Origin of the sequence: Pseudomonas putida W15Oct28 (assembly GCF_000708715.2) — a bacterium.
GTDB classification, from domain to species: Bacteria; Pseudomonadota; Gammaproteobacteria; order Pseudomonadales; family Pseudomonadaceae; genus Aquipseudomonas; species Aquipseudomonas putida_R.
Map to the genome: position 1 here is coordinate 47,134 of NZ_JENB01000001.1, position 18,707 is coordinate 65,840.

Consider the following 18,707-nt stretch of genomic DNA (forward strand, 5'->3'; position numbering starts at 1 on the left):
GAGCGGCCTCGTGTCGCGATCGGGCTGCAAAGCAGCCCCGGCGATTTGTGCTTCTGCGCTGAAATCCCGGGGCTGCTGTGCAGCCCGATCGCGACACAAGGCCGCTCCTACAGGGGACCGCGTCAGCCGGCTAGTTAACGGACAGGCATCTCGCGCACTGGCTTGCGGCTACGTTGTTGCTCCTCCCAGCCCTCCACCAGGCCAACCGGCACATCAGCCGGTGCCAGCGGCTGCCGCCCGCGCACCAGGTCGGCAGCGCGCTCGGCCAGCATGATGGTCGGCGCGTTGAGGTTGCCATTGGGCTCGCTCGGGAACACCGATGAGTCGATGACCCGCAGCCCCTGCAAACCGCGTACACGCAGCGTCGAATCGACCACCGCCATGTCATCCTCACCCATGCGGCACGAGCCGCACGGATGCATGGTGCTTTCCATGTTGGCGCGCACGAAGGCGTCGATTTCTTCGTCGGTCTGCACCTGCGGCCCCGGCGCCAGCTCTTCGCCGCGGTAACGGTCCATGGCCGGCTGGGCGATGATCTCGCGGGTCAGCCGTACACAGCGGCGAAAGCCCTCCCGGTCCTCTTCGCTCGCCAGGTAGTTGAAGCGGATTTGCGGGTGCTGGTACGGGTCGGCCGACAACGCCCGCACATGGCCCCGGCTCTTGGGCTTGTTGGGCCCGGTCAGCACCATGAAGCCATGCCCCTTGAACGGTTTGTCGCCGTCGTAGCGCATCGCCGCCGGCAGGAAGTGAAACTGAATGTCCGGCCAGCGCAGGCCCTTGGACGAGCGGATGAAGCCGCCCGCCTCGAAGTGGTTGCTGGCCCCCAGGCCGTCCTTGAACAGCAGCCAGCGCAAGCCGATCAGGGCCTTGCCCAGCAGGTTCATCTTGCCGTTGAGGGTTACCGGCTCCTTGCACGCATACTGGATGTAGATTTCCGAGTGGTCCTGCAGGTTCTCGCCCACCCCTGGCAGGTCGTGGCGCACCTCGATACCGGCGCTTTTCAGCACCGCAGCCGGGCCGATGCCGGAGCGCTGCAGCAAGTGCGGCGAACCGATCGGGCCAGACGCCACCAGCACCTCGCGGTTGCACATGACCTTGTGCGTCTGCCCGCCCTGGTCATATTCCACACCCACCGCCCGCTTGCCCTCCAGCAAGATGCGCCGGGTCATGGCATGGGTGACCACGGTCAGGTTCGGTCGGCTCATGGCCGGGCGCAGGTAGGCATTGGCGGTGGACCAGCGCACGCCGTCCTTCACCGTCATGTGCATGGCACCAAAGCCCTCCTGCATGTAGCCGTTGCAGTCGTCGGTCTTGATGTAGCCGGCCTCGGCACCGGCTTCAACCCAGGCGCCGTACAGCGGGTTCTGCATGTTGTTGCCGTTGTTGGTGGACAGCGGCCCCGCCCCGCCCCGGTAATCATCGCCACCGAACTTGTACTGCTCGGCACGTTTGAAGTACGGCAGGCAATTGCGGTAGCTCCAGTTCTTCGCGCCCAGGCTTTCCCACTCATCGAAGTCACAGGCATGGCCACGGATGTACACCAGGCCATTGATCGACGACGAACCGCCCAGCACCTTGCCCCGTGGGCAGTGCAGGCGCCGGTTGTCCAGGTGCGGCTCGGCCACGGTCTCGTAGTGCCAGTTGTATTTTTTGGTGTTCATCGGCAAGGAGAACGCACTGGGCATCTGGATCAGCACGCTGCGGTCACTGCCGCCGAACTCCAGTACCAGTACCGAGGTGCCGGCGTCTTCGCTGAGGCGGTTGGCCAACACGCAGCCAGCCGAGCCCGCACCGATGATGATGTAGTCGTATCGCTTGGTCATTGTTCTAGTCCTGTGCGCGAAGGCCAACGGCCTCGATGTTGCGTTCGTTACGCTTTGGGTAGCCGCCCCAACCCAGGCGTGCTGCCAGCAGCCGGGTCAGGCCGTAGTGCACCAGCCCAGCCAGCAGGCAGGACGGTAGCGAGGCCGTGGCGAAGGTGAAGAAGTCGGTATGGGCCAGGGTTTGCGGGTTGAACACCACCACGTAGACCGCAAAGCCCGCCACCAGCGCCACCAGTGCGATGGGGTTGAAACCTTTGCAGTAGCGCAGGGGCGACCCGTGTTGTTCGGCGTAGATATGGCGCAGGTTCAGGCGCTGCTTGCGCAGGAAGAAGTAATCGGCAATACCGATACCGGCCAGGGCGCTGTTGAGCGCGGAGGTCCACACCAAAAAGATGAAGAAGCCATCGTAGATACCCGGCAGCAACACCACGATGACCACCGGGATGATGCAGAACAGCGCGATCAACACCCCCCAACCCACACTGCGCAGGCGTTCGCCTGCCAGCTGGCGCAAGCCGATCACTGCGGTGTAGAGGATGTTGACCATGCCCGTCAGGTTGGCCAGCGCCAGGAAACTCAAGGCGATGATTCCGAACCCCATGCCACCGGCCAGGCGCATCCACGCCGTGGGGTCGCTGCTGCCCAAAGTAGTGGCCGCGAACAGGCTGACCGACTCACCCAGCGAGGCGGCGCCGAAGATGCCCACCAGGTTGGGCCAGAAGGCCGTACGCTGGTTGCTGCACAGGCGCGACAGGTTGCCGATGTAGGGCCACCAGGAAAAGCCCGCAGCAATGTTGATTTCCACCGCCACCATGAAGTTGACGTGCGGGTTTTCGAACGGCGGCTGCAAGGGCGGCATGGCCAGCAGTTCGTCGAAGCTGTAGCGGCGGGAAATGAAGTACATCAGCGCCAGCATGATCAGGATCAGGCTGGGTGCGATCACCGCACTCAGGCGGCGGATCATGTCCGGCCCGCGCATGGCAACCAGCGCCGCCAGCACTATGGCCAGCAAGGCCCCGGCGGTTACCAGCCAACCGTCTGCGCCGGGCTGGCGCTGTTGTACCAGGGTCTCGAGGTTGTCCAGCGCCCGCCCGCACATCAACCCCAGCACCGCCAGCCACCCCATGGTCAGCACCACCACCGAAAGGAAGTAGACCAGGCGGCTGCCATTGAGGCCGAACATGCTGCGCAGGAAGGTGAACTGCTCGACGCCGTACTTGCCACAGGGCAGGCAAGTGGACGAGGCAGCCAGCACCACGCCGATGATGTTGCCGATGATGATCGCCGCAATCCCTTGCAAGGGCCCGACGAACAGCGCCGTGGCGCCGCCGATCAGGAACACCCAGGTGGCCACCGCCAGCGCCGAGTTGGCGTAGGCAAAGCCCCAGAAGCCCCATACCCGCTCACCGGGTAGCAAGGGGGTGTCGCCACGTTCCGCACCCAGGCGAAACTCCTGCTCGCGGGAGGCGCTCATGGCTGGCCTCCCAGGTAGTACGCGCCAGCGATCATCACCAGCACCAGCAAGGCCAGTGCGGCCAGGTCAGCCGCCGTCAATGCGCCCGGCCACTGCGCCCTCTTCTCCAACTCCTCGTAGGCGCACAGGCGCCTCTCCAGGTCCTGCGCACGCTCCACATCCACTTGGCTGTTCATCGGCATCACCTCGACAGGTTCTTGTTCTTGAAATTCGATGCTTGATTGAACCTGCGTCGCTCGCCAAACCTCAGCGACGCAGACAGGCCCTGAACCTCAGGGCAAGGTGATCCAGACCGCCTTGGTCTCCAGCAGAAACTCCAGTTGTTCCGCGCCCAGGTCCTTGCCATAGCCCGACTGCTTGTAGCCACCGAACGGCATGGCCGGGTCGAGGGTGCTGTGGGCGTTGACGTACACGGTGCCGGCGCGCAACTGCGGGATCAGCCCGTGCACCCTGCCCAGGTCGTTGGAGTAGATCGCCGCGGCCAGGCCGAACAGCGAGTCGTTGGCCAGGGCCAGTGCCTGCTCCTGGGTATCGAACGGCTGGGTGACCAGCACCGGGCCGAAGATTTCCTCGCTGACGATGCGCATGTCGTTGCGGCAGTGGGCGAAGATCGTCGGCTGCACGTAGAAGCCCGGGCCGTCCAGCGGCTCGCCGCCATAGTGCACCTGCGCGCCTTCGGCCTTGCCCAGGGCGATGTAGTCCAGCACCCGCTGCTGCTGTTGCTGCGACACCATGGGGCTGATGAAACAGTCGGGGTCGAGCCCCGGAGCAATCTTCAAGGTCGCCGTATAGCGCGCCAGCGCGTCAAGGAATGCCGGGTAGACACTGCGCTCGATGTAAGCACGGGTACCGGCGTCGCACACTTGCCCTGAATTGAAGAATACGCCGTTGGCCACGGCTTGCGCCGCCGCTTCGATGTCCGCGTCGGCAAACACGATCACCGGCGACTTGCCGCCCAGTTCGAGGGTGAGGCGCTTCATCTGGTCCATCGCCGTCTTGCCCACCGTACAACCCACCGGGGTAGAGCCAGTAAAGCTCAGCTTGTCGATGCCAGGGTGGCAGGACATCGCCTGGCCGACCACGCTGCCGCGTCCGGTCACGATGTTCACCACCCCGTCGGGAATGCCTGCCGCCTGTACCAGTTCGGCGAAGCGCAGTGCCGACAGCGAGGTCAGCTCCGCCGGCTTGACCACCACGGTGCAGCCGGTGGCCAGCGCTGCGCCCAGTTTCCAGGCCATGGTTTGCAGCGGGAAGTTCCACGGCACGATGGCGCCGACCACCCCTACCGCTTCCTTGCGGGTGTATGCCAGGTAGTTGCCTGGCAGCGAAGGCTCGACGGTGCGGCCATGAATCTTGCTGGCCCAACCGGCGAAATAGCGCAGGGTGTCGACCGTGCCCTGAATGTCCACAGCACGCGCCTGCACCACCGACTTGCCCATGTCGATGGCTTCGATCTGCGCCAGTTCGTCGCCGTGGGTTTCGATCAGGTCGGCCAGGCGATGGATCAGGCGTTCGCGCTCCAGCGGTTTCAGCTGGCGCCAGGGGCCACCATCGAACTGCGCACGGGCGGCGCGCACGGCACGGTCGAGGTCATCTGCGGTGCCCATGGGGATGCGCGTCAGTACCCCTTCGGTAGAGGGCTCGACCACCTCGGCGCTGCCGCCGTCGCTGGCCTCCAGCCAGGCACCCCCGATGAACATGCGCTGCGGCTTGCTGAGAAAGCGCTGGGTCGCCTCGCTGACACCGAAGGCCTGCAAATAGGCTTTTACCTTGTTGTCCACAGTACAGTCTCCGGGTCAGCGGGCTTTGGCGCGCGCGTGGAAGATGAAGCCGATGCTGTTCATCAGCAGTTGTGCGGCAAGGATCGAGGTCATGCCGGTGGGGTCGTAGGCCGGGGCCACTTCGACCAGGTCCATGCCGACAATGCGGCCGTGGCTGCGCTTGGCCAGCGCCTGGATGATTTCCAGCACTTCGTAGTAAAGGAAGCCGCCATGGCTCGGCGTGCCGGTGCCCGGGGCGATGGACGGGTCGAAGCCGTCGATGTCGATGGTGATGTAGTAGTTGCGCCCTTCCGGGATTTTCGCCAGCACGCCTTCACAGCCCAGGCGGCGAACGTCACGCACCGAAAGAATCTGCGAGCCGGCCTCGCGAGCGGCGTCGTAGTCGTCGCGGTTGGATGACGACACGTTGCGGATGCCCATCTGGGTCATGCCGACGATGTGGTCCAGCTCCGAGGCGCGGCGCAGTGGGCTGCCGTGGCCGTAGCGCACGCCATGGCGCTCGTCGACAAAATCCAGGTGGGCATCGAAATGCACGATGTGGATCGGCCCATGGCCTTCGAACGCCTTGATCACCGGGGCATGCACCGAATGGTCACCGCCCAGTACCACCGGCATGGCGCCGGCTGCGAGGATCTGCCGCACGGCCGCCTCGATGTTGGCGTTGCTGCTGACCATGTCGGTGTGCACGATGTCGGCATCGCCCACATCGACCATGCGCACCTGGTCTTCGGTCAGGTAGGTGGCGTCATCCTCGAAGTCGTAGGCACCGGCATGGCCGAAGGAAAACAGGGTGGATGCCTCGCGAATGCCACGCGGCCCGAAACGCGCCCCTGAACGCCACTGGGTGCCCATGTCGTTGGGTGCGCCCAAAATCGCCACGTCGGCGTCGATAGCCTCCCAGTCGGTGCACACCGGCGCCTTGGCGAACGTGCAATGGCCCACGAAGGGCAGGTTCAGGCGGCCGGACTCGTAACCGTGTTTTGCCATGTTCTGGTTTCTCCACTTCTTGTTTTATGTCAGGAGACGGGGCGACTGCTCGACCCCCGTTGCAGCCACTATGGCAACCACGGGGGCAGGGAAAAATGCGCAAGTGCAGATACATACATCGCCCCTTCCGATGTATCCGAAGCCAACGTGGGCGGACAACGCCAGGCATTGCAGCGGCCAGGCACTCATGGTTAGCTTGCGCAACAAGAACAATGCACGGGCGCTCATATCAGCACGGGCGATGTGAGGCCCGGCCGGGAGACTACGGTGATCCAGCTCCACGATGTCGACCTGAAGCTGCTCAGGGTATTCACCACTATCGTCAGGTGCGGCGGCTTTTCTGCCGCGCAGGCGGCACTCAATGCCGGTCAGTCGACCATCAGCGAACAGATGACGCACCTGGAAACCCGCCTGGGGGTCAAGCTGTGCCAACGCGGGCGCAGCGGCTTTCGCCTGACCGAGCAAGGGGTGGCGATCCATGAGGCAACCCTGCGCCTGCTCAGTGCCGTGGAGAGCTTTTGCCTGGACGCCGACGTGCTCAAGCAGCACATCAGCGGCAAGCTCAACCTGGGCATCATCGACTCGACCCTGACCGACCCCGTCTCGCCACTGCCGCGCACCACCCAGCGCTTTGTTTCACGCGGGCACGATGCGCACCTGCACATTTACATCGGTGCCCCGGCAGAACTCGAAGAGCGCGTGCTGGATGGCAGGCTGCACCTGGCCATCGGCCACTTCCCGTTGCGGGTAGCGGGCTTGTCCTACCTGCCGCTGTATGACGAGGCCCTGGGGCTTTACTGTGGCCGGCGCCACCCGCTGTTCGCCAGCAATGCGGCCAACGGCCGGCTGATGGAAGACGTGCGCCAGAGCCGTATCGTGGTGCGTGGCTATATGCAGCAGTACGACCTGGAGCAACTGGGCATCACCAAGGCCGACGCAACGGTGGAGAACATCGAGGCAGCGGCGATCCTGATCATTTCCGGCGCCTACATCGGTTTTTTGCCCGTGCACTTTGCCGAGCAGTGGGTCAAGACGGGCGAAATGCGCCGCCTGGGGGCCAGCACCCTGGACCTCAGCTCACCCTTCGAGGTGGTGACCCGGCGCGGTGTGTCGCGCCCGCCCATCCTGCAGGCCTTCCTCGAAGACATGGCGGCCTGCACCAGCCAGCCCGCGGTGCCATGAGCCGCAGGCTCAGCCGGCTTGCGCCAGCTGCACCTGCAAAAACGCCATCAATGCCCCCGCCGCAGGTGACAAGCTGCGCCCCTTGCGGGTGAGCATGCCGATGTGTCGTTCTACCTTGGGCTCGACAAGCGGTACGAACGCCAGCTTGTCGTTCTCCTGCGGAAAGGCCAGGTACGGCAAGGTGCTGATCCCCACCCCCTCCTCCAGCATGGCGATCAACGAAATCATGTTGGAGATGAACAGCCGGCTGTGCGTCAGCAAACCCTCCGCCTCGGTGCCTGCCAGCAGTTGCGAGGTGCCATTGCGGATCATCGGCACGCCCTGCAACTGCGCCCAGTGCAGCGGATCACCCGACTGCGCCAATGGGTGGTCACGACGGCACACCACGCCCACCTGATCGTTCACGATCGGGGCAAATTCGAGCTGTTCATCGTCCATCCACAGGCTGCTGATGCCGAAGTCCACCTGCCCTTGCGCCAGCAGCTGCTGCACACGTTCGGCGGTGCCATCCTGGATACTCACCTGCACGTTCGGGTGCGCGGCCACAAAGCGGGCCAGCGGCCCTGGCAGCATGCGGCTGGCCACCGAAGGCACGGTGGCGATGCTGACCTGGCCGATTTCATGCCGGGCAAGCAGCGTGGCTTCACGGGCGATACGGTCATGGTGCTCGATCAAGCCGCGAAACAACGGCAGGCAATGCTCGCCGAAGGGCGTCAGCTCTGCCCGGCCCCCGCCCTTCTCGACCAATGCCTGGCCCAGCTTCTGCTCCAGTTCACGCACGGCCAGGGATATCGCCGGCTGGGTGCGAAAGGCCTGGCGGGCGGCCGCATGGAAGCTCTTGAGTTCGGCAACCAGTACGAAGTAGCGCAACTGGGCGATCTTCAGCTCGGGCAACATGGTTAGCATTCCTTATCAAAGCATTTTTTTTATTAATTTTTATTTGCTGCATATTGCTCGCATGATGAATGCCATGCAAACAGAGGCGTTCATCCATGTCACACAAGACCTACAACAACTACATTGATGGCCAGTGGTGCGAAGGCACCACCACCCTGGGCAACTACAGCCCCTCGGACACCGGCGACCTGATCGGCCAGTACCATCAGGCCAGCGCCGAACATGCTCGCCAGGCCATCCAGGCCGCCCGCACCGCACAACCGCTGTGGGCCGCCAGCGGCCTGGAAGCCCGCCAGCAAATCCTGATGGCCATTGGCGACGAACTGATTGCCCGCAAGGAAGAGCTCGGCGAACTGCTGTCGCGCGAAGAAGGCAAGCCCCTGGCCGAAGGCATCGGCGAGGTCAACCGCAGCGGCCAGTTCTTCCATTACTACGCCGCCGAAGTACTGCGCCAGATGGGCGAGACCGCCGCCTCGGTGCGCGCCGGGGTAGATATCGAAGTGCATCGCGAACCGGTGGGTGTGGTGGGCATCATCACCCCATGGAACTTCCCCATGGCCACCGCCGCCTGGAAAATCGCCCCGGCCCTGGCCTTCGGCAACGCCGTGGTGTTCAAGCCGGCCAACCTGGTGCCGGCCAGTGCCTGGGCACTCACCGAGATCATCAGCCGCCAGGGCTTGCCCAACGGTACCTTCAACCTGGTGATGGGCAGCGGCGCCGATGTCGGCGAGGCCCTGGTGCAGTCCGCCGACATCGATGCCCTGACGTTCACCGGTTCGCTGCAGACTGGCCGGCGTGCGGCGGTCGCCACCGCAGGTAACCTGGTGCGCTGCCAGCTGGAAATGGGCAGCAAGAATGCCCTGGTGGTCATGGACGACGCCGACCTTGAACTGGCCGTGGAATGCGCGCTCAACGGCGCCTTCTTCGGCACCGGGCAGAAGTGCACCGCGTCGTCACGGCTGATTGTGTGCGACGCCATCCACGACCGTTTCGTCGAGGCCCTGCGTGTGCGCATGCGCCAGCTCAAGGTCGGCCATGCCCTGGAGGCCGGCGTGCAGATCGGCCCGGTGGCCGACGCGCGCCAGCTGGAACAGAACCTGGCCTACCTGCAGTTGGCCCAGGCCGAAGGCGCCACCCTGATCGAAGGTGGCGAACGCCTGCAACTGGGAAGCGACGGCTACTACATGCGCCCGGCGCTGTTCATCGACAGCCGCAACGACATGCGCATCAACCGCGAGGAAGTGTTCGGCCCCATCGCCTGCGTGATCCGCGTGCGCGACTTCGAAGAGGCGCTGGCCACGCTCAACGACAACGAATACGGCCTTACTGCCGGCATCATCACCCAGTCGCTGCGCCACGCCAGCCAATTCAAGCGCCGCGCCCAGACCGGCTGCGTGATGGTCAACCTGCCCACCGCCGGCACCGACTACCACGTGCCGTTCGGCGGCCGCAAAGCCTCGAGTTTCGGCCCACGGGAACAGGGCCAGTACGCCCGTGACTTCTACACCGTGGTCAAGACCACCTACCTGCGGCCCTGAAGGAGTACACGCCATGCACGACCTCTTGATGATCGACGGCCTGCAGTACTCCAACTGGAGCCCGGAAATATTCCAGCAGATGCAGGCCGGCGGCCTGAGCGCGGTGCACGCCACCATCGCCTACCACGAGAACGCCCGCGAAACCCTGTCGCGGCTGGGCGAATGGAACCGCCGCTTCGAGACCTGGCCCGAGCTGATCCGCCCGGTGCGCACGGCCAGCGACATCCGCCTGGCGCACGAAGAAGGCCGGGTGGGGATTTTCTTCGGCTTCCAGAACTGCTCGCCGATCGAAGACGACATCGCCCTGGTGGAAGTCTTCCGCCAGCTCGGGGTATTCGTCATGCAGCTGACCTACAACAACCAAAGCCTGCTGGCCAGCGGTTGCTATGAGCGCGAAGACAACGGCATCAGCCGCTTCGGGCGCCAGGTGATCGCCGAAATGAACCGCGTCGGCATGCTCATCGACATGTCACACAGTGCCGAACGTAGCACGCTGGAGGCCATCGAGCTGTCGAGCCGACCGGTAATCATCTCCCACGCCAACCCGGCCAGCTTCCACGCCGCCAAGCGCAACAAGTCCGATGCGGTGCTGCGCGGGATCGCAGCGTCCGGCGGGCTGCTGGGCTTCAGTACCTATCCGTTCCACCTCAAGGGTGCCTCGGGCTGCAGCCTGGAAAGCTTCTGCGACATGGTCGCGCGCACCGCCGACCTGATGGGCGTGGAGCATATCGGCATCGGCACCGACCTGTGCCAGGCGCAACCACTGGCCGTGCTGGAATGGATGCGCAACGGCCGCTGGAGCAAGGAGAAGGACTACGGCGAAGGCTCCAAGGACAACGCCAACTGGCCGGCGCCCTTGCAGTGGTTCCGCGACAGCCGCGACTTCGGCAACATCGCCCAGGGCCTGCGCGCCCGCGGCTTTGCCGAACAGGACGTGGCCAACATCATGGGCCTGAACTGGTTGCGCCTGCTGGAGACTGCCACCACGGCACAGGCCTGAGCCCCTTGCACGGACAGCATCAACAATAACAACAATCGCAGGTTCCGGAGGCTTCATGAAAAACCCAACCACCCTGCAGGCTGAAGGCCAGGCCATGGGCCTGCCAATGGCACGCGACATCGATTGGCCGCTGTTCGTGATCAGCGGCGGGTTCCTCGGCGCCTTCCTGCTGGCGGCACTGATCGACATCGACAGTGTGTCGGCGCTGGTCAATACCCTGTTCGCCTGGTCGACCAGGTTCTTTGGCCTCTACTGGCAAGTGCTGATGCTGGCGACCTTTGCCGTCAGCCTGTTCATCGGCTTTTCCAGGTGCGGGCGCGTGCGCCTGGGCGGCGTCACCCAGCGCCCGGACATCAGCACCTTCAACTGGATCGCGGTGATCATGTGCGCCCTGCTGGCAGGTGGCGGCGCCTTCTGGGCCGCTGCCGAACCCATGATGCACTTTGCCAGCCCGCCCCCCTTGTTCGCCGGCCTGCAACCGCACAGCGAAGCAGCGGCCACCGCGGCACTGGCGCAATCGTTCGTGCACTGGGGCTTTCTGGCCTGGGCCGTGCTGGGCAGCCTGCTGGCAATCGTGCTGATGCACCTGCACTACGACAAAGGCCTGCCGCTGGCGCCGCGCACCCTGCTTTACCCGCTGTTCGGCGAGCGGGCGCTCAAAGGCCCGATCGGCACCCTGGCCGACGCCACCTCGATCATCGCCGTGGTCGCCGGCACCATCGGCCCGATCGGCTTCCTCGGCCTGCAGATCAGCAGCGCCATGCATGCGGTGTGGGGCTTGCCCAACGATATCGTCACCCAGTCGCTGACCATTGTCCTGGTCACGGCGATGTACACCGTCTCGTGCCTGGTGGGCCTCAAAGGCATCCGTTTTGTCAGCGAGATCAACGTCTGGCTGATGATCGGCCTGGCGCTGTTCATGGTGGTGTTCGGGCCGACGCTGTTCATCCTCGGCGGCTTCCCGGCAGCCTTTGCCCTGCATGTGGAGCACTTCATCCCGATGGCGATGTTCCGCGCCGACCCCAAGTGGCTGGACTGGTGGACGGTGTTCTACTGGGGCTGGTTCATCGGCTACGCGCCCATGGTGGCACTGTACGTCGCGCGGATCTCGCGGGGCCGCACCATTCGCGAGATCATCATGACACTGTCGATCATCGCGCCGCTGGTGACCATGTTCTGGTTCACCGTGGTGGGCGGCACCGGTATCGGCCTGGAGCTGCAAACGCCCGGCATCGTCACAGCCCACGGTACCCAGCCCGAGGACCTGCTGCTGGGGGTGACGCAGAACCTGCCACTGGGTGGCCTGATCAGCGCGCTGTTCCTGTTCCTGAGCTTCATCTCGGTGGCCACCAATGGCGATGCCATGGCCTTCACCGTGGCGCTGGCGATGTCCAGCAACGATAAACCGAAAAAATGGCTGTGCGGTTTCTGGGCCATCGGCATGGGCCTGGCAGCGGTGGTGCTGATCACCATCGGCGCAGGCGGCGTGACGGCCCTGCAGTCCTTCATTGTCATTACCGCGGTACCGGTGTCGCTGGTGATCCTGCCAGCATTATGGGATGCAGTGCGCATCGCCCGGCACATGGCCCGCGAACAAGGCGTCTGAACATGATCCATCCAGGTACAACAACAATGCCCAACAACGTGCCTGCAATACCCGCGTTGCGCCCTGCCAGCCAGGTCATGGACCTGGCCCGGCTGGGCAGCCACTTCCAGAGCCCGCTGAGCTTCGTGCGCAGCAGCATGCGGCGGATGATGCAGCAGCACTGGCACATCCAGCGCAGCTGCTTCGACCTTGACGGCCAAGGCTTCGGCACCGCGATCTACCGCATCGACACGCCGAATGGCCATTACCACTGCGTGATCTTCTCGGCCTACCTGCCGCCGGAAAAACGCAGCGACCGGGTTATCGCCGACCAGTGGGACGTCACCTTCGTGCTGGTGAATGGCGATGTCGATGCCGAGCAACTGGCCGACTTGCAGCGTAACGTGCCGCTGCAGGAGGCTGGCCGCTTCGATGCCCGCGTGCTGGTGCTGTCACGGGCCAACCGTAGCTTGCGCAACTTCGACAGGTTCCTGGCGGCGCTGGCGGAGGGGCAACAGCCCGACCCAAACCAGTTGGCCGAGGTCGGCTACCTGTATCGCACCACGGCGGTGTACGGCAACGGCAAGTTCGGCATCGCCGACTTTGGCTGCCTGCAAGACAACCCGGACTTCAACCAGCCGTTCAGCGCGCAGATGTTCACGGTCTACCTGCTGCGCCACTTCAGCATCGAGCAGATCAACCACATGGCCCAGGCACTCGACCCGCAGCGGGCAGTGCAGTTGGCGCCGGCCCTGCAACGCTACCTGGGGGTTGGCAACGCGACCGGGTTGGGCATGGCCCCGTTCCTGATCAACCACCCGCAACTGGTGGAACGCTGGATCAGCACCCGGGAAACCGCCCTGGCCCTGGTGTTGGCGCAGCCGGCTGCCCCTGACCGGTTGGTGCGCCTGCAGGCACTGCTGGCACGCGCCCGCCTGCATTTGGAACAGTCCCGCACCGAAGACCAGCGCCAGCATGAGCAGAACCTGCAAACCTTGGCCGAGCTTGCTTTACTGACCACCTGGCTTGGCGCACAAGCCACCGGCGCGGGCCTTTGGTCGCGCCTGCTGGCCTGGGCTGAGGCACAGGCGGGGGTGGGCTGCCAGGAACTGCTGGCAAGCCTGCTGCTGGAGCTGTACCCCGAGCAGGTCACGCCACTGGCCGAGCATATGGGCGTCAACGAAAGCTGGCAGCTGGACGCGCAGATGCCCCTCGGGCAATTGCGCCAGCTCATCGAGCAGCAGTACGGCTGGGCGCTGGGCTACGACTTCAGTGCCGTGGATGCCGAGCACTTCTTCTGGTACCGCTCGGCCGAAAAGGAGGAGCCACGCCTGGGCATGCGCGCCGAGGAACCGGGGGCCGAAAAAGAAATGCAGCTGGGCATTGCGCGCAATATCCAGCACTGCCACGCCGCACTGCTGAAGCACCTGCAGCTGGAGCCCCAGGCGTTGACCGCGCACTTCCTGATCGCCCAACCGGCGCTCAAGGGCACGGTGCGCCGCCTGCAAGGCATGGCCCAGACGACCTACGGCGAAATTCGCGCCAACCTGTTGGCACGGGACATGCTGCCGATTCACCTGCTGCGCTGCAAACTGGCGTTTTTCGGCGCGGGCAAGTTCGACCCCAAGTCGAGCCGCTGGGTGCGTATCACGCTGTTCCAGGGCGCTCCACTGGTCAGCGACATCGGCCAGCCGTTCGCAGACGACTGGAATTTTGCGGTCATGCCGCAAGGGGAGCGTTGACCATGCGCGTATCGCTTAACGAAATACAGGTGATGTGCCGCAAGGCATTCGAAGGCATGGGCTTCGCCCCCGGCGACTGCGAGGATGCCGCCGAGCTGGTGGGCTGGCTGCAACTGCAAGGGCTGGATGGCCTCGGTGCGCTGGAAAAGGCCCTGCTCTACCTGCAAGCCGAAGCTGCCCAGCCGTACACCCTGAGCCACGAGGATAACGCCCTGCTGGTGATCGACGCCAACGGCCAGAGCGTGTTGCGCTGCGCCGCGACAGTGGTGGAACTGGCGGCCGCCAAGGCCATGCGCTGTGGTCAGGCCGAGCTGCGCATCCACCACTGCCACAACCGCTTGCTGCTGCTGGGTTACCTGAGCCGGGCAGCTGTGCAGGGGCTGCACGTGCAAGCCCGCTGGGAGGACGCCCGTCAGTGCCATCTGGCCGACTTTACCGCCGGCATCCAGCGCCCGGCACTGCGCAGTGAAGCCCGGCCAGGCGCCATTGGGGCGGCCGAGCAGAGCGTCACGGTGCTGTTCAGCCGGCCTGGCCAGACCGCACCGCCGCCAGCCAACCCGCAGAGCACCTTGCAGCAAGGCTTTACGGTCAACGAACACACCTGGCAACGGCTCAAGCAGCTGGCCGAACACATCCTCGTCGAAAGCACCGATGCCTCGCGCCGCCATGGCGCGGGCGGCGGCAGCGATGCCGACTGAAACGGCTCAACACTCAGGAACCCAACCCATGAAATATGCAATCAAGACCGAGCTGTTCGCCTCCAGGGCCCCCCTTGAGTGGGCGGTGGTCGGCAACGGTACGCTCTACACCGCCCAGATCCCCATCGATGCACAGGGCCAGGTGGTTGCCGGCGGCATCGAGGCCCAGGCCCGCCAGACACTGGACAACCTGCGCCATACGTTGGAAGCCGCCGGCAGCTCGCTGGATGCCGTGACCCAGGTGCTGATCTACGTGACAGACCGTAAATACCTGGCAACCGTCAACAGCCTGTATACCGACTACTTCCAGGCCCCTTACCCCAACCGCGCGGCGATCGTGGTGGCAGGGTTGGCACGCGAAGAAATGCTGGTGGAACTGGTGGTGTACGCCTGCCTCTGAGGGCCCTGAGGCGCTCGTCTGGAGATTTTCAGCGTCTGTGCGATCGAGCGCCGCCCGCGCGGCGCTCGATATACGCACCACATCGACCGCAAGACATGCACCCGGAAGACCTCACGCCTCCCCCCGCCAGGCGCCAGCCTGTGCCCCATCTCGGTTCAAAACCCTCACCCCGATCAAAACCGCCCTTTTTTGATGCATCGGCCAAAGCAGCCAGACAGCGGCGATCCGTCGTGCCCTCCCCATTTCCCGCATTCCCGGCACACCCAAGCGTTTTCGGCACCTTCATTGCAAAGGCTGTGTGTGCTCAACGCACCGGCAATCCATCGCAACCGAGGCTCACGCCAGACACAGCACCCACTTACCCCAGCAAGGCAGCACCCTGAAAAACGTAGATGAACGGCAATGAAGCTGCCGGCGACGGCGGCAAGGAGTGGGTATGTCCCGGGCTTTTTTCAATGAAATGTACGAAGCGAACGGCAGTTGCCGCCCGCATTACCAGGAGTTCGCCCGCTGGCTGGCCAACACCCCGCTGGAGCTGCTGGAACAGCGCCGGCGCGAGGCCGACCTGCTGTTTCACCGTGCAGGCATCACCTTCACCTTGTACGGCGATAGCCAGGACACCGAGCGCCTGATCCCCTTCGATATCATCCCGCGCAGCATCCGCGCCAGTGAGTGGCGCACGGTCGAGCGTGGCTGTATCCAGCGGGTACAGGCCCTTAACCTGTTCCTGCAGGACATCTACCACGACCAGCGCATTCTCAAGGCCGGCATCATCCCGCCAGAACAAGTGCTGGCCAACGAGGGCTACCAGATCGCCATGCAGGGCCTGGACCTGCACCGTGGGCTGTATGCCCATATCGCCGGTGTCGACCTGGTGCGTGACGGCGATGGCAGCTACTTCGTGCTGGAAGACAACCTGCGTACCCCCAGCGGCGTCAGCTACATGCTCGAAGACCGCAAGATGATGATGCGCCTGTTCCCCGAACTGTTTGCCGCCCAGCGCATCGCGCCCATCGACCACTACCCCAACCTGCTGCTGGACACGCTGAAGAGCGCCAGCCCGCTGGACAACCCCACCGCCGTGCTGCTCACCCCTGGGCGTTTCAACAGTGCCTACTTCGAGCATGCCTTCCTGGCCCGCGAAATGGGCATCGAGCTGGTCGAAGGCGCAGACCTGTTCGTGCGTGACGAGCATGTCTACATGCGCACCACGGCCGGCCCCCAGCAGGTGGACGTGATCTACCGCCGGCTGGACGACGACTACCTCGACCCGCTGTCCTTCAACCCTGACTCGACGCTGGGCGTACCGGGGCTGATCTCGGTGTACCGCGCCGGCAACGTGGTGCTGGCCAACGCCGTCGGCACAGGCGTGGCCGACGACAAGTCGATCTACCCGTATGTGGACGACATGATCCGTTTCTACCTGAGCGAAGAGCCGATCCTCAACAACGTGCCGACCTGGCAGTGCCGCAAGCCCGCAGACCTGTCCCATGTCCTGGCCCACCTGCCCGAACTGGTGGTCAAGGAAACCCAGGGCTCCGGCGGCTATGGCATGTTGGTGGGGCCGGCATCGACCAGCGCCCAGATCGAAGACTTCCGCGCGCGTATCAAAGCCCGCCCGCACGCCTATATCGCGCAACCCACCTTGTGCCTGTCGACCTGCCCCACCTTCGTCGACAGCGGCATCGCACCGCGCCACATCGACCTGCGCCCGTTCGTGCTCTCGGGCAGCGAAACGCGCCTGGTGCCTGGCGGGCTGACCCGCGTGGCCTTGCAGGAAGGCTCGCTGGTGGTCAACTCGTCGCAGGGCGGCGGTACCAAGGACACCTGGGTGGTAGAGGACTGAACCATGCTTTCGCGAACCGCTTCCGACTTGTACTGGATGTCCCGCTACCTGGAACGTGCAGAAAACCTCGCACGCATGCTCGAGGTCAGCTATTCGCTGTCGCTGATGCCCCAGGCCGGGCGCAGCGACGGCCATGCCGAGCTGGCGATGTCGCTGCTGGCCTCTGGCACGCTGGACGACTACATCCGCCGGCACACCGAGCTCGACACCGAGCGCATGCTGCACTTCTTTGCCCTGGACGCGACCAACCCCAGCAGCATCTATTGCTGCCTGCAGGCCGCCAGGACCAATGCCCATGCGGTGCGCGGCCGGATCACCGCCGACATGTGGGAGAACATCAACGCCACCTGGATCGAAATGCGCAACATCGCCAGCAATGGCCTTGGCCGCTATGGCATCAGCCAGTTCTGCGACTGGGTCAAGGAACGCTCGCACCTGTTCCGCGGCGCTACCTCCGGCACCATCATGCGCAACGATGCCTACAGTTTCATCCGCCTGGGCACCTTCCTGGAGCGGGCGGACAACACCCTGCGCCTGCTCGATGCGCGCTACGAAATGTTCGGCGAGGCCTCCGAAGAGGTCAGCGACAGCTCCGCCCGCGGTTATTACCAGTGGAGCGCCTTGCTGCGCGCGCTGACCTCGTACGAAGCGTTCAACGAGCTGTACCGCGCCGCGCCCAGTGCCCGGCCAGTGTCCGAGCTGTTGCTGTTGCGGGTGGACGTGCCGCGCTCGCTGCATGCCTGCATCGAGGAACTGGACATGATCCTGGCCGGCCTGCCGGGCAGCAGCGGCCGCGCCGCCCAGCGCATGGCCGCCGAACTGAACGCGCGCCTGCGCTACACCGCCATCGACGAAATACTCGACGCCGGGCTGCACCCTTGGCTGAGCGACTTCATCGGCCGCGTCAACCAACTGGGCCAGGCCGTCCATCACTCCTACCTGGAGGTTGTATGAAACTCTCCATTCGCCACGACACCACCTACAGCTACGCCAGCGACGTAAGCAACAGCATTCAGTTCCTGCGCCTGACGCCGCGCAGCAGCGAACGCCAGCGCATCAATGAATGGCAACTGGACCTGCCCTGCAAGGTCAAGGGCCAGATCGACCCCTATGGCAACATCCTGCATGTACTGACCCTGGACAAACCCCATGGCCACCTGGCACTGACCGCCCGCGGCCAGGTCGAGATCGACCCGGACTGCGAACACGAAGCCGAGGGCCAGTCACCCTTGCCGTTCCTGCGCGGCAGCCACCTGACCCTGGCCGATGGCGCCCTGGTTGCTTTCGCCGCCCGGCAATGTGGCAGCCACCGCGACCGGGCTGCGCTGATCGGGCTGATGCAAGGCCTGGCCGAGCACATGCCCTACAGCCCCGGGGCCACCTCGGTGGGCACCACGGCCATCGAAGCGTTCAGCGGTGGCGCTGGCGTGTGCCAGGACCACACCCACGCCTTTCTGGCCTGCGCCCGCAGCCTGGGGGTGCCGGCACGCTATGTGTCCGGTTACCTGTGCACCGAGGACGAACAGCACCTGGCCAGCCATGCCTGGGCCGAGGCCTGGGTCGACGACGCCTGGTACAGCTTCGACATCACCAACCGCCTGACGCGGCCCGAACGTCACCTGAAGCTGGCAGTCGGCCTGGACTATCTCGATGCCTGCCCGGTCAGGGGCGTACGCCGCGGCGGTGGCACCGAAGCGATGCAGGCCAGCGTCCACGTGCATCGCCAGTGACGGGCTTGCTGCAGGCCGGTCTTG

General features: G+C 64.7%; 16 protein-coding genes. 10 read left to right on the forward strand and 6 right to left on the reverse strand.

The window, feature by feature from the left end:
• Positions 1-134: 134 nt before the first annotated feature.
• From betA to speB, 5 genes are all read right to left on the reverse strand, one after another.
• Positions 135-1,823 (reverse strand): choline dehydrogenase, encoded by a 1,689-nt coding sequence (betA, locus tag AK81_RS00225; RefSeq protein ID WP_043195864.1) that lies wholly within the window; start codon positions 1,821-1,823, stop codon positions 135-137.
• A 4-nt stretch (positions 1,824-1,827) separates the two neighbouring features.
• Positions 1,828-3,297 carry a purine-cytosine permease family protein gene (locus tag AK81_RS00230; RefSeq protein ID WP_043195865.1) on the reverse strand — a complete coding sequence of 490 codons (1,470 nt, stop codon included), beginning with the start codon at positions 3,295-3,297 and terminating at the stop codon, positions 1,828-1,830.
• On the reverse strand, positions 3,294-3,473 hold the full coding sequence (locus AK81_RS00235) for a hypothetical protein (RefSeq protein WP_043195866.1): 180 nt from the start codon (positions 3,471-3,473) through the stop codon (positions 3,294-3,296). Before AK81_RS00235 ends, AK81_RS00230 begins: the two co-directional genes overlap by 4 nt.
• A gap of 96 nt (positions 3,474-3,569) precedes the next feature.
• A complete protein-coding gene (locus AK81_RS00240) occupies positions 3,570-5,078 on the reverse strand; it encodes an aldehyde dehydrogenase family protein (protein ID WP_043195867.1) in 1,509 nt (502 codons plus the stop codon).
• Between the two features lie 15 nt (positions 5,079-5,093).
• Positions 5,094-6,065 carry an agmatinase gene (speB, locus tag AK81_RS00245; RefSeq protein ID WP_016486208.1) on the reverse strand — a complete coding sequence of 324 codons (972 nt, stop codon included), beginning with the start codon at positions 6,063-6,065 and terminating at the stop codon, positions 5,094-5,096.
• A gap of 267 nt (positions 6,066-6,332) precedes the next feature.
• Between speB and AK81_RS00250 the strand changes: the two genes are divergently transcribed.
• A complete protein-coding gene (locus AK81_RS00250; RefSeq protein WP_043195869.1) occupies positions 6,333-7,247 on the forward strand; it encodes a LysR family transcriptional regulator in 915 nt (304 codons plus the stop codon).
• A 9-nt stretch (positions 7,248-7,256) separates the two neighbouring features.
• Here the strand turns inward: AK81_RS00250 and AK81_RS00255 are convergent, their stop codons facing one another.
• Positions 7,257-8,144 carry a LysR family transcriptional regulator gene (locus tag AK81_RS00255; RefSeq protein ID WP_043195870.1) on the reverse strand — a complete coding sequence of 296 codons (888 nt, stop codon included), beginning with the start codon at positions 8,142-8,144 and terminating at the stop codon, positions 7,257-7,259.
• A gap of 95 nt (positions 8,145-8,239) precedes the next feature.
• On the opposite strand from AK81_RS00255, the gene AK81_RS00260 reads away from it, so the two are divergent.
• The 9 genes from AK81_RS00260 (at position 8,240) to AK81_RS00300 (ending at position 18,683) form a co-directional block, all read left to right on the forward strand.
• Entirely contained in the window at positions 8,240-9,682 is a 1,443-nt protein-coding gene (locus tag AK81_RS00260) for an aldehyde dehydrogenase family protein (protein ID WP_043195872.1), read from the forward strand.
• A gap of 13 nt (positions 9,683-9,695) precedes the next feature.
• Positions 9,696-10,682: a dipeptidase gene (locus tag AK81_RS00265; protein WP_043195874.1), complete on the forward strand. Its 987-nt coding sequence runs from the start codon at positions 9,696-9,698 to the stop codon at positions 10,680-10,682.
• Positions 10,683-10,737: 55 nt separating this feature from the next.
• Entirely contained in the window at positions 10,738-12,288 is a 1,551-nt protein-coding gene (locus AK81_RS00270; protein ID WP_016500203.1) for a BCCT family transporter, read from the forward strand.
• Positions 12,289-12,314: 26 nt separating this feature from the next.
• Entirely contained in the window at positions 12,315-14,009 is a 1,695-nt protein-coding gene (locus tag AK81_RS00275) for a hypothetical protein (protein ID WP_043195875.1), read from the forward strand.
• 2 nt (positions 14,010-14,011) lie between these two features.
• Entirely contained in the window at positions 14,012-14,707 is a 696-nt protein-coding gene (locus AK81_RS00280; protein WP_043195876.1) for a DUF3726 domain-containing protein, read from the forward strand.
• Between the two features lie 28 nt (positions 14,708-14,735).
• Positions 14,736-15,107: a RidA family protein gene (locus tag AK81_RS00285; RefSeq protein ID WP_043195878.1), complete on the forward strand. Its 372-nt coding sequence runs from the start codon at positions 14,736-14,738 to the stop codon at positions 15,105-15,107.
• A 436-nt stretch (positions 15,108-15,543) separates the two neighbouring features.
• The gene (locus tag AK81_RS00290) at positions 15,544-16,953 is read left to right on the forward strand and encodes a circularly permuted type 2 ATP-grasp protein (protein WP_016486198.1); all 1,410 of its coding nucleotides are present in this window, start codon (positions 15,544-15,546) and stop codon (positions 16,951-16,953) included.
• A gap of 3 nt (positions 16,954-16,956) precedes the next feature.
• Complete coding sequence (locus AK81_RS00295) at positions 16,957-17,907, forward strand: alpha-E domain-containing protein (RefSeq protein ID WP_043195880.1); 951 nt, start codon at positions 16,957-16,959, stop codon at positions 17,905-17,907.
• Complete coding sequence (locus tag AK81_RS00300; RefSeq protein ID WP_043195881.1) at positions 17,904-18,683, forward strand: transglutaminase family protein; 780 nt, start codon at positions 17,904-17,906, stop codon at positions 18,681-18,683. Before AK81_RS00295 ends, AK81_RS00300 begins: the two co-directional genes overlap by 4 nt.
• Positions 18,684-18,707: the final 24 nt, after the last annotated feature.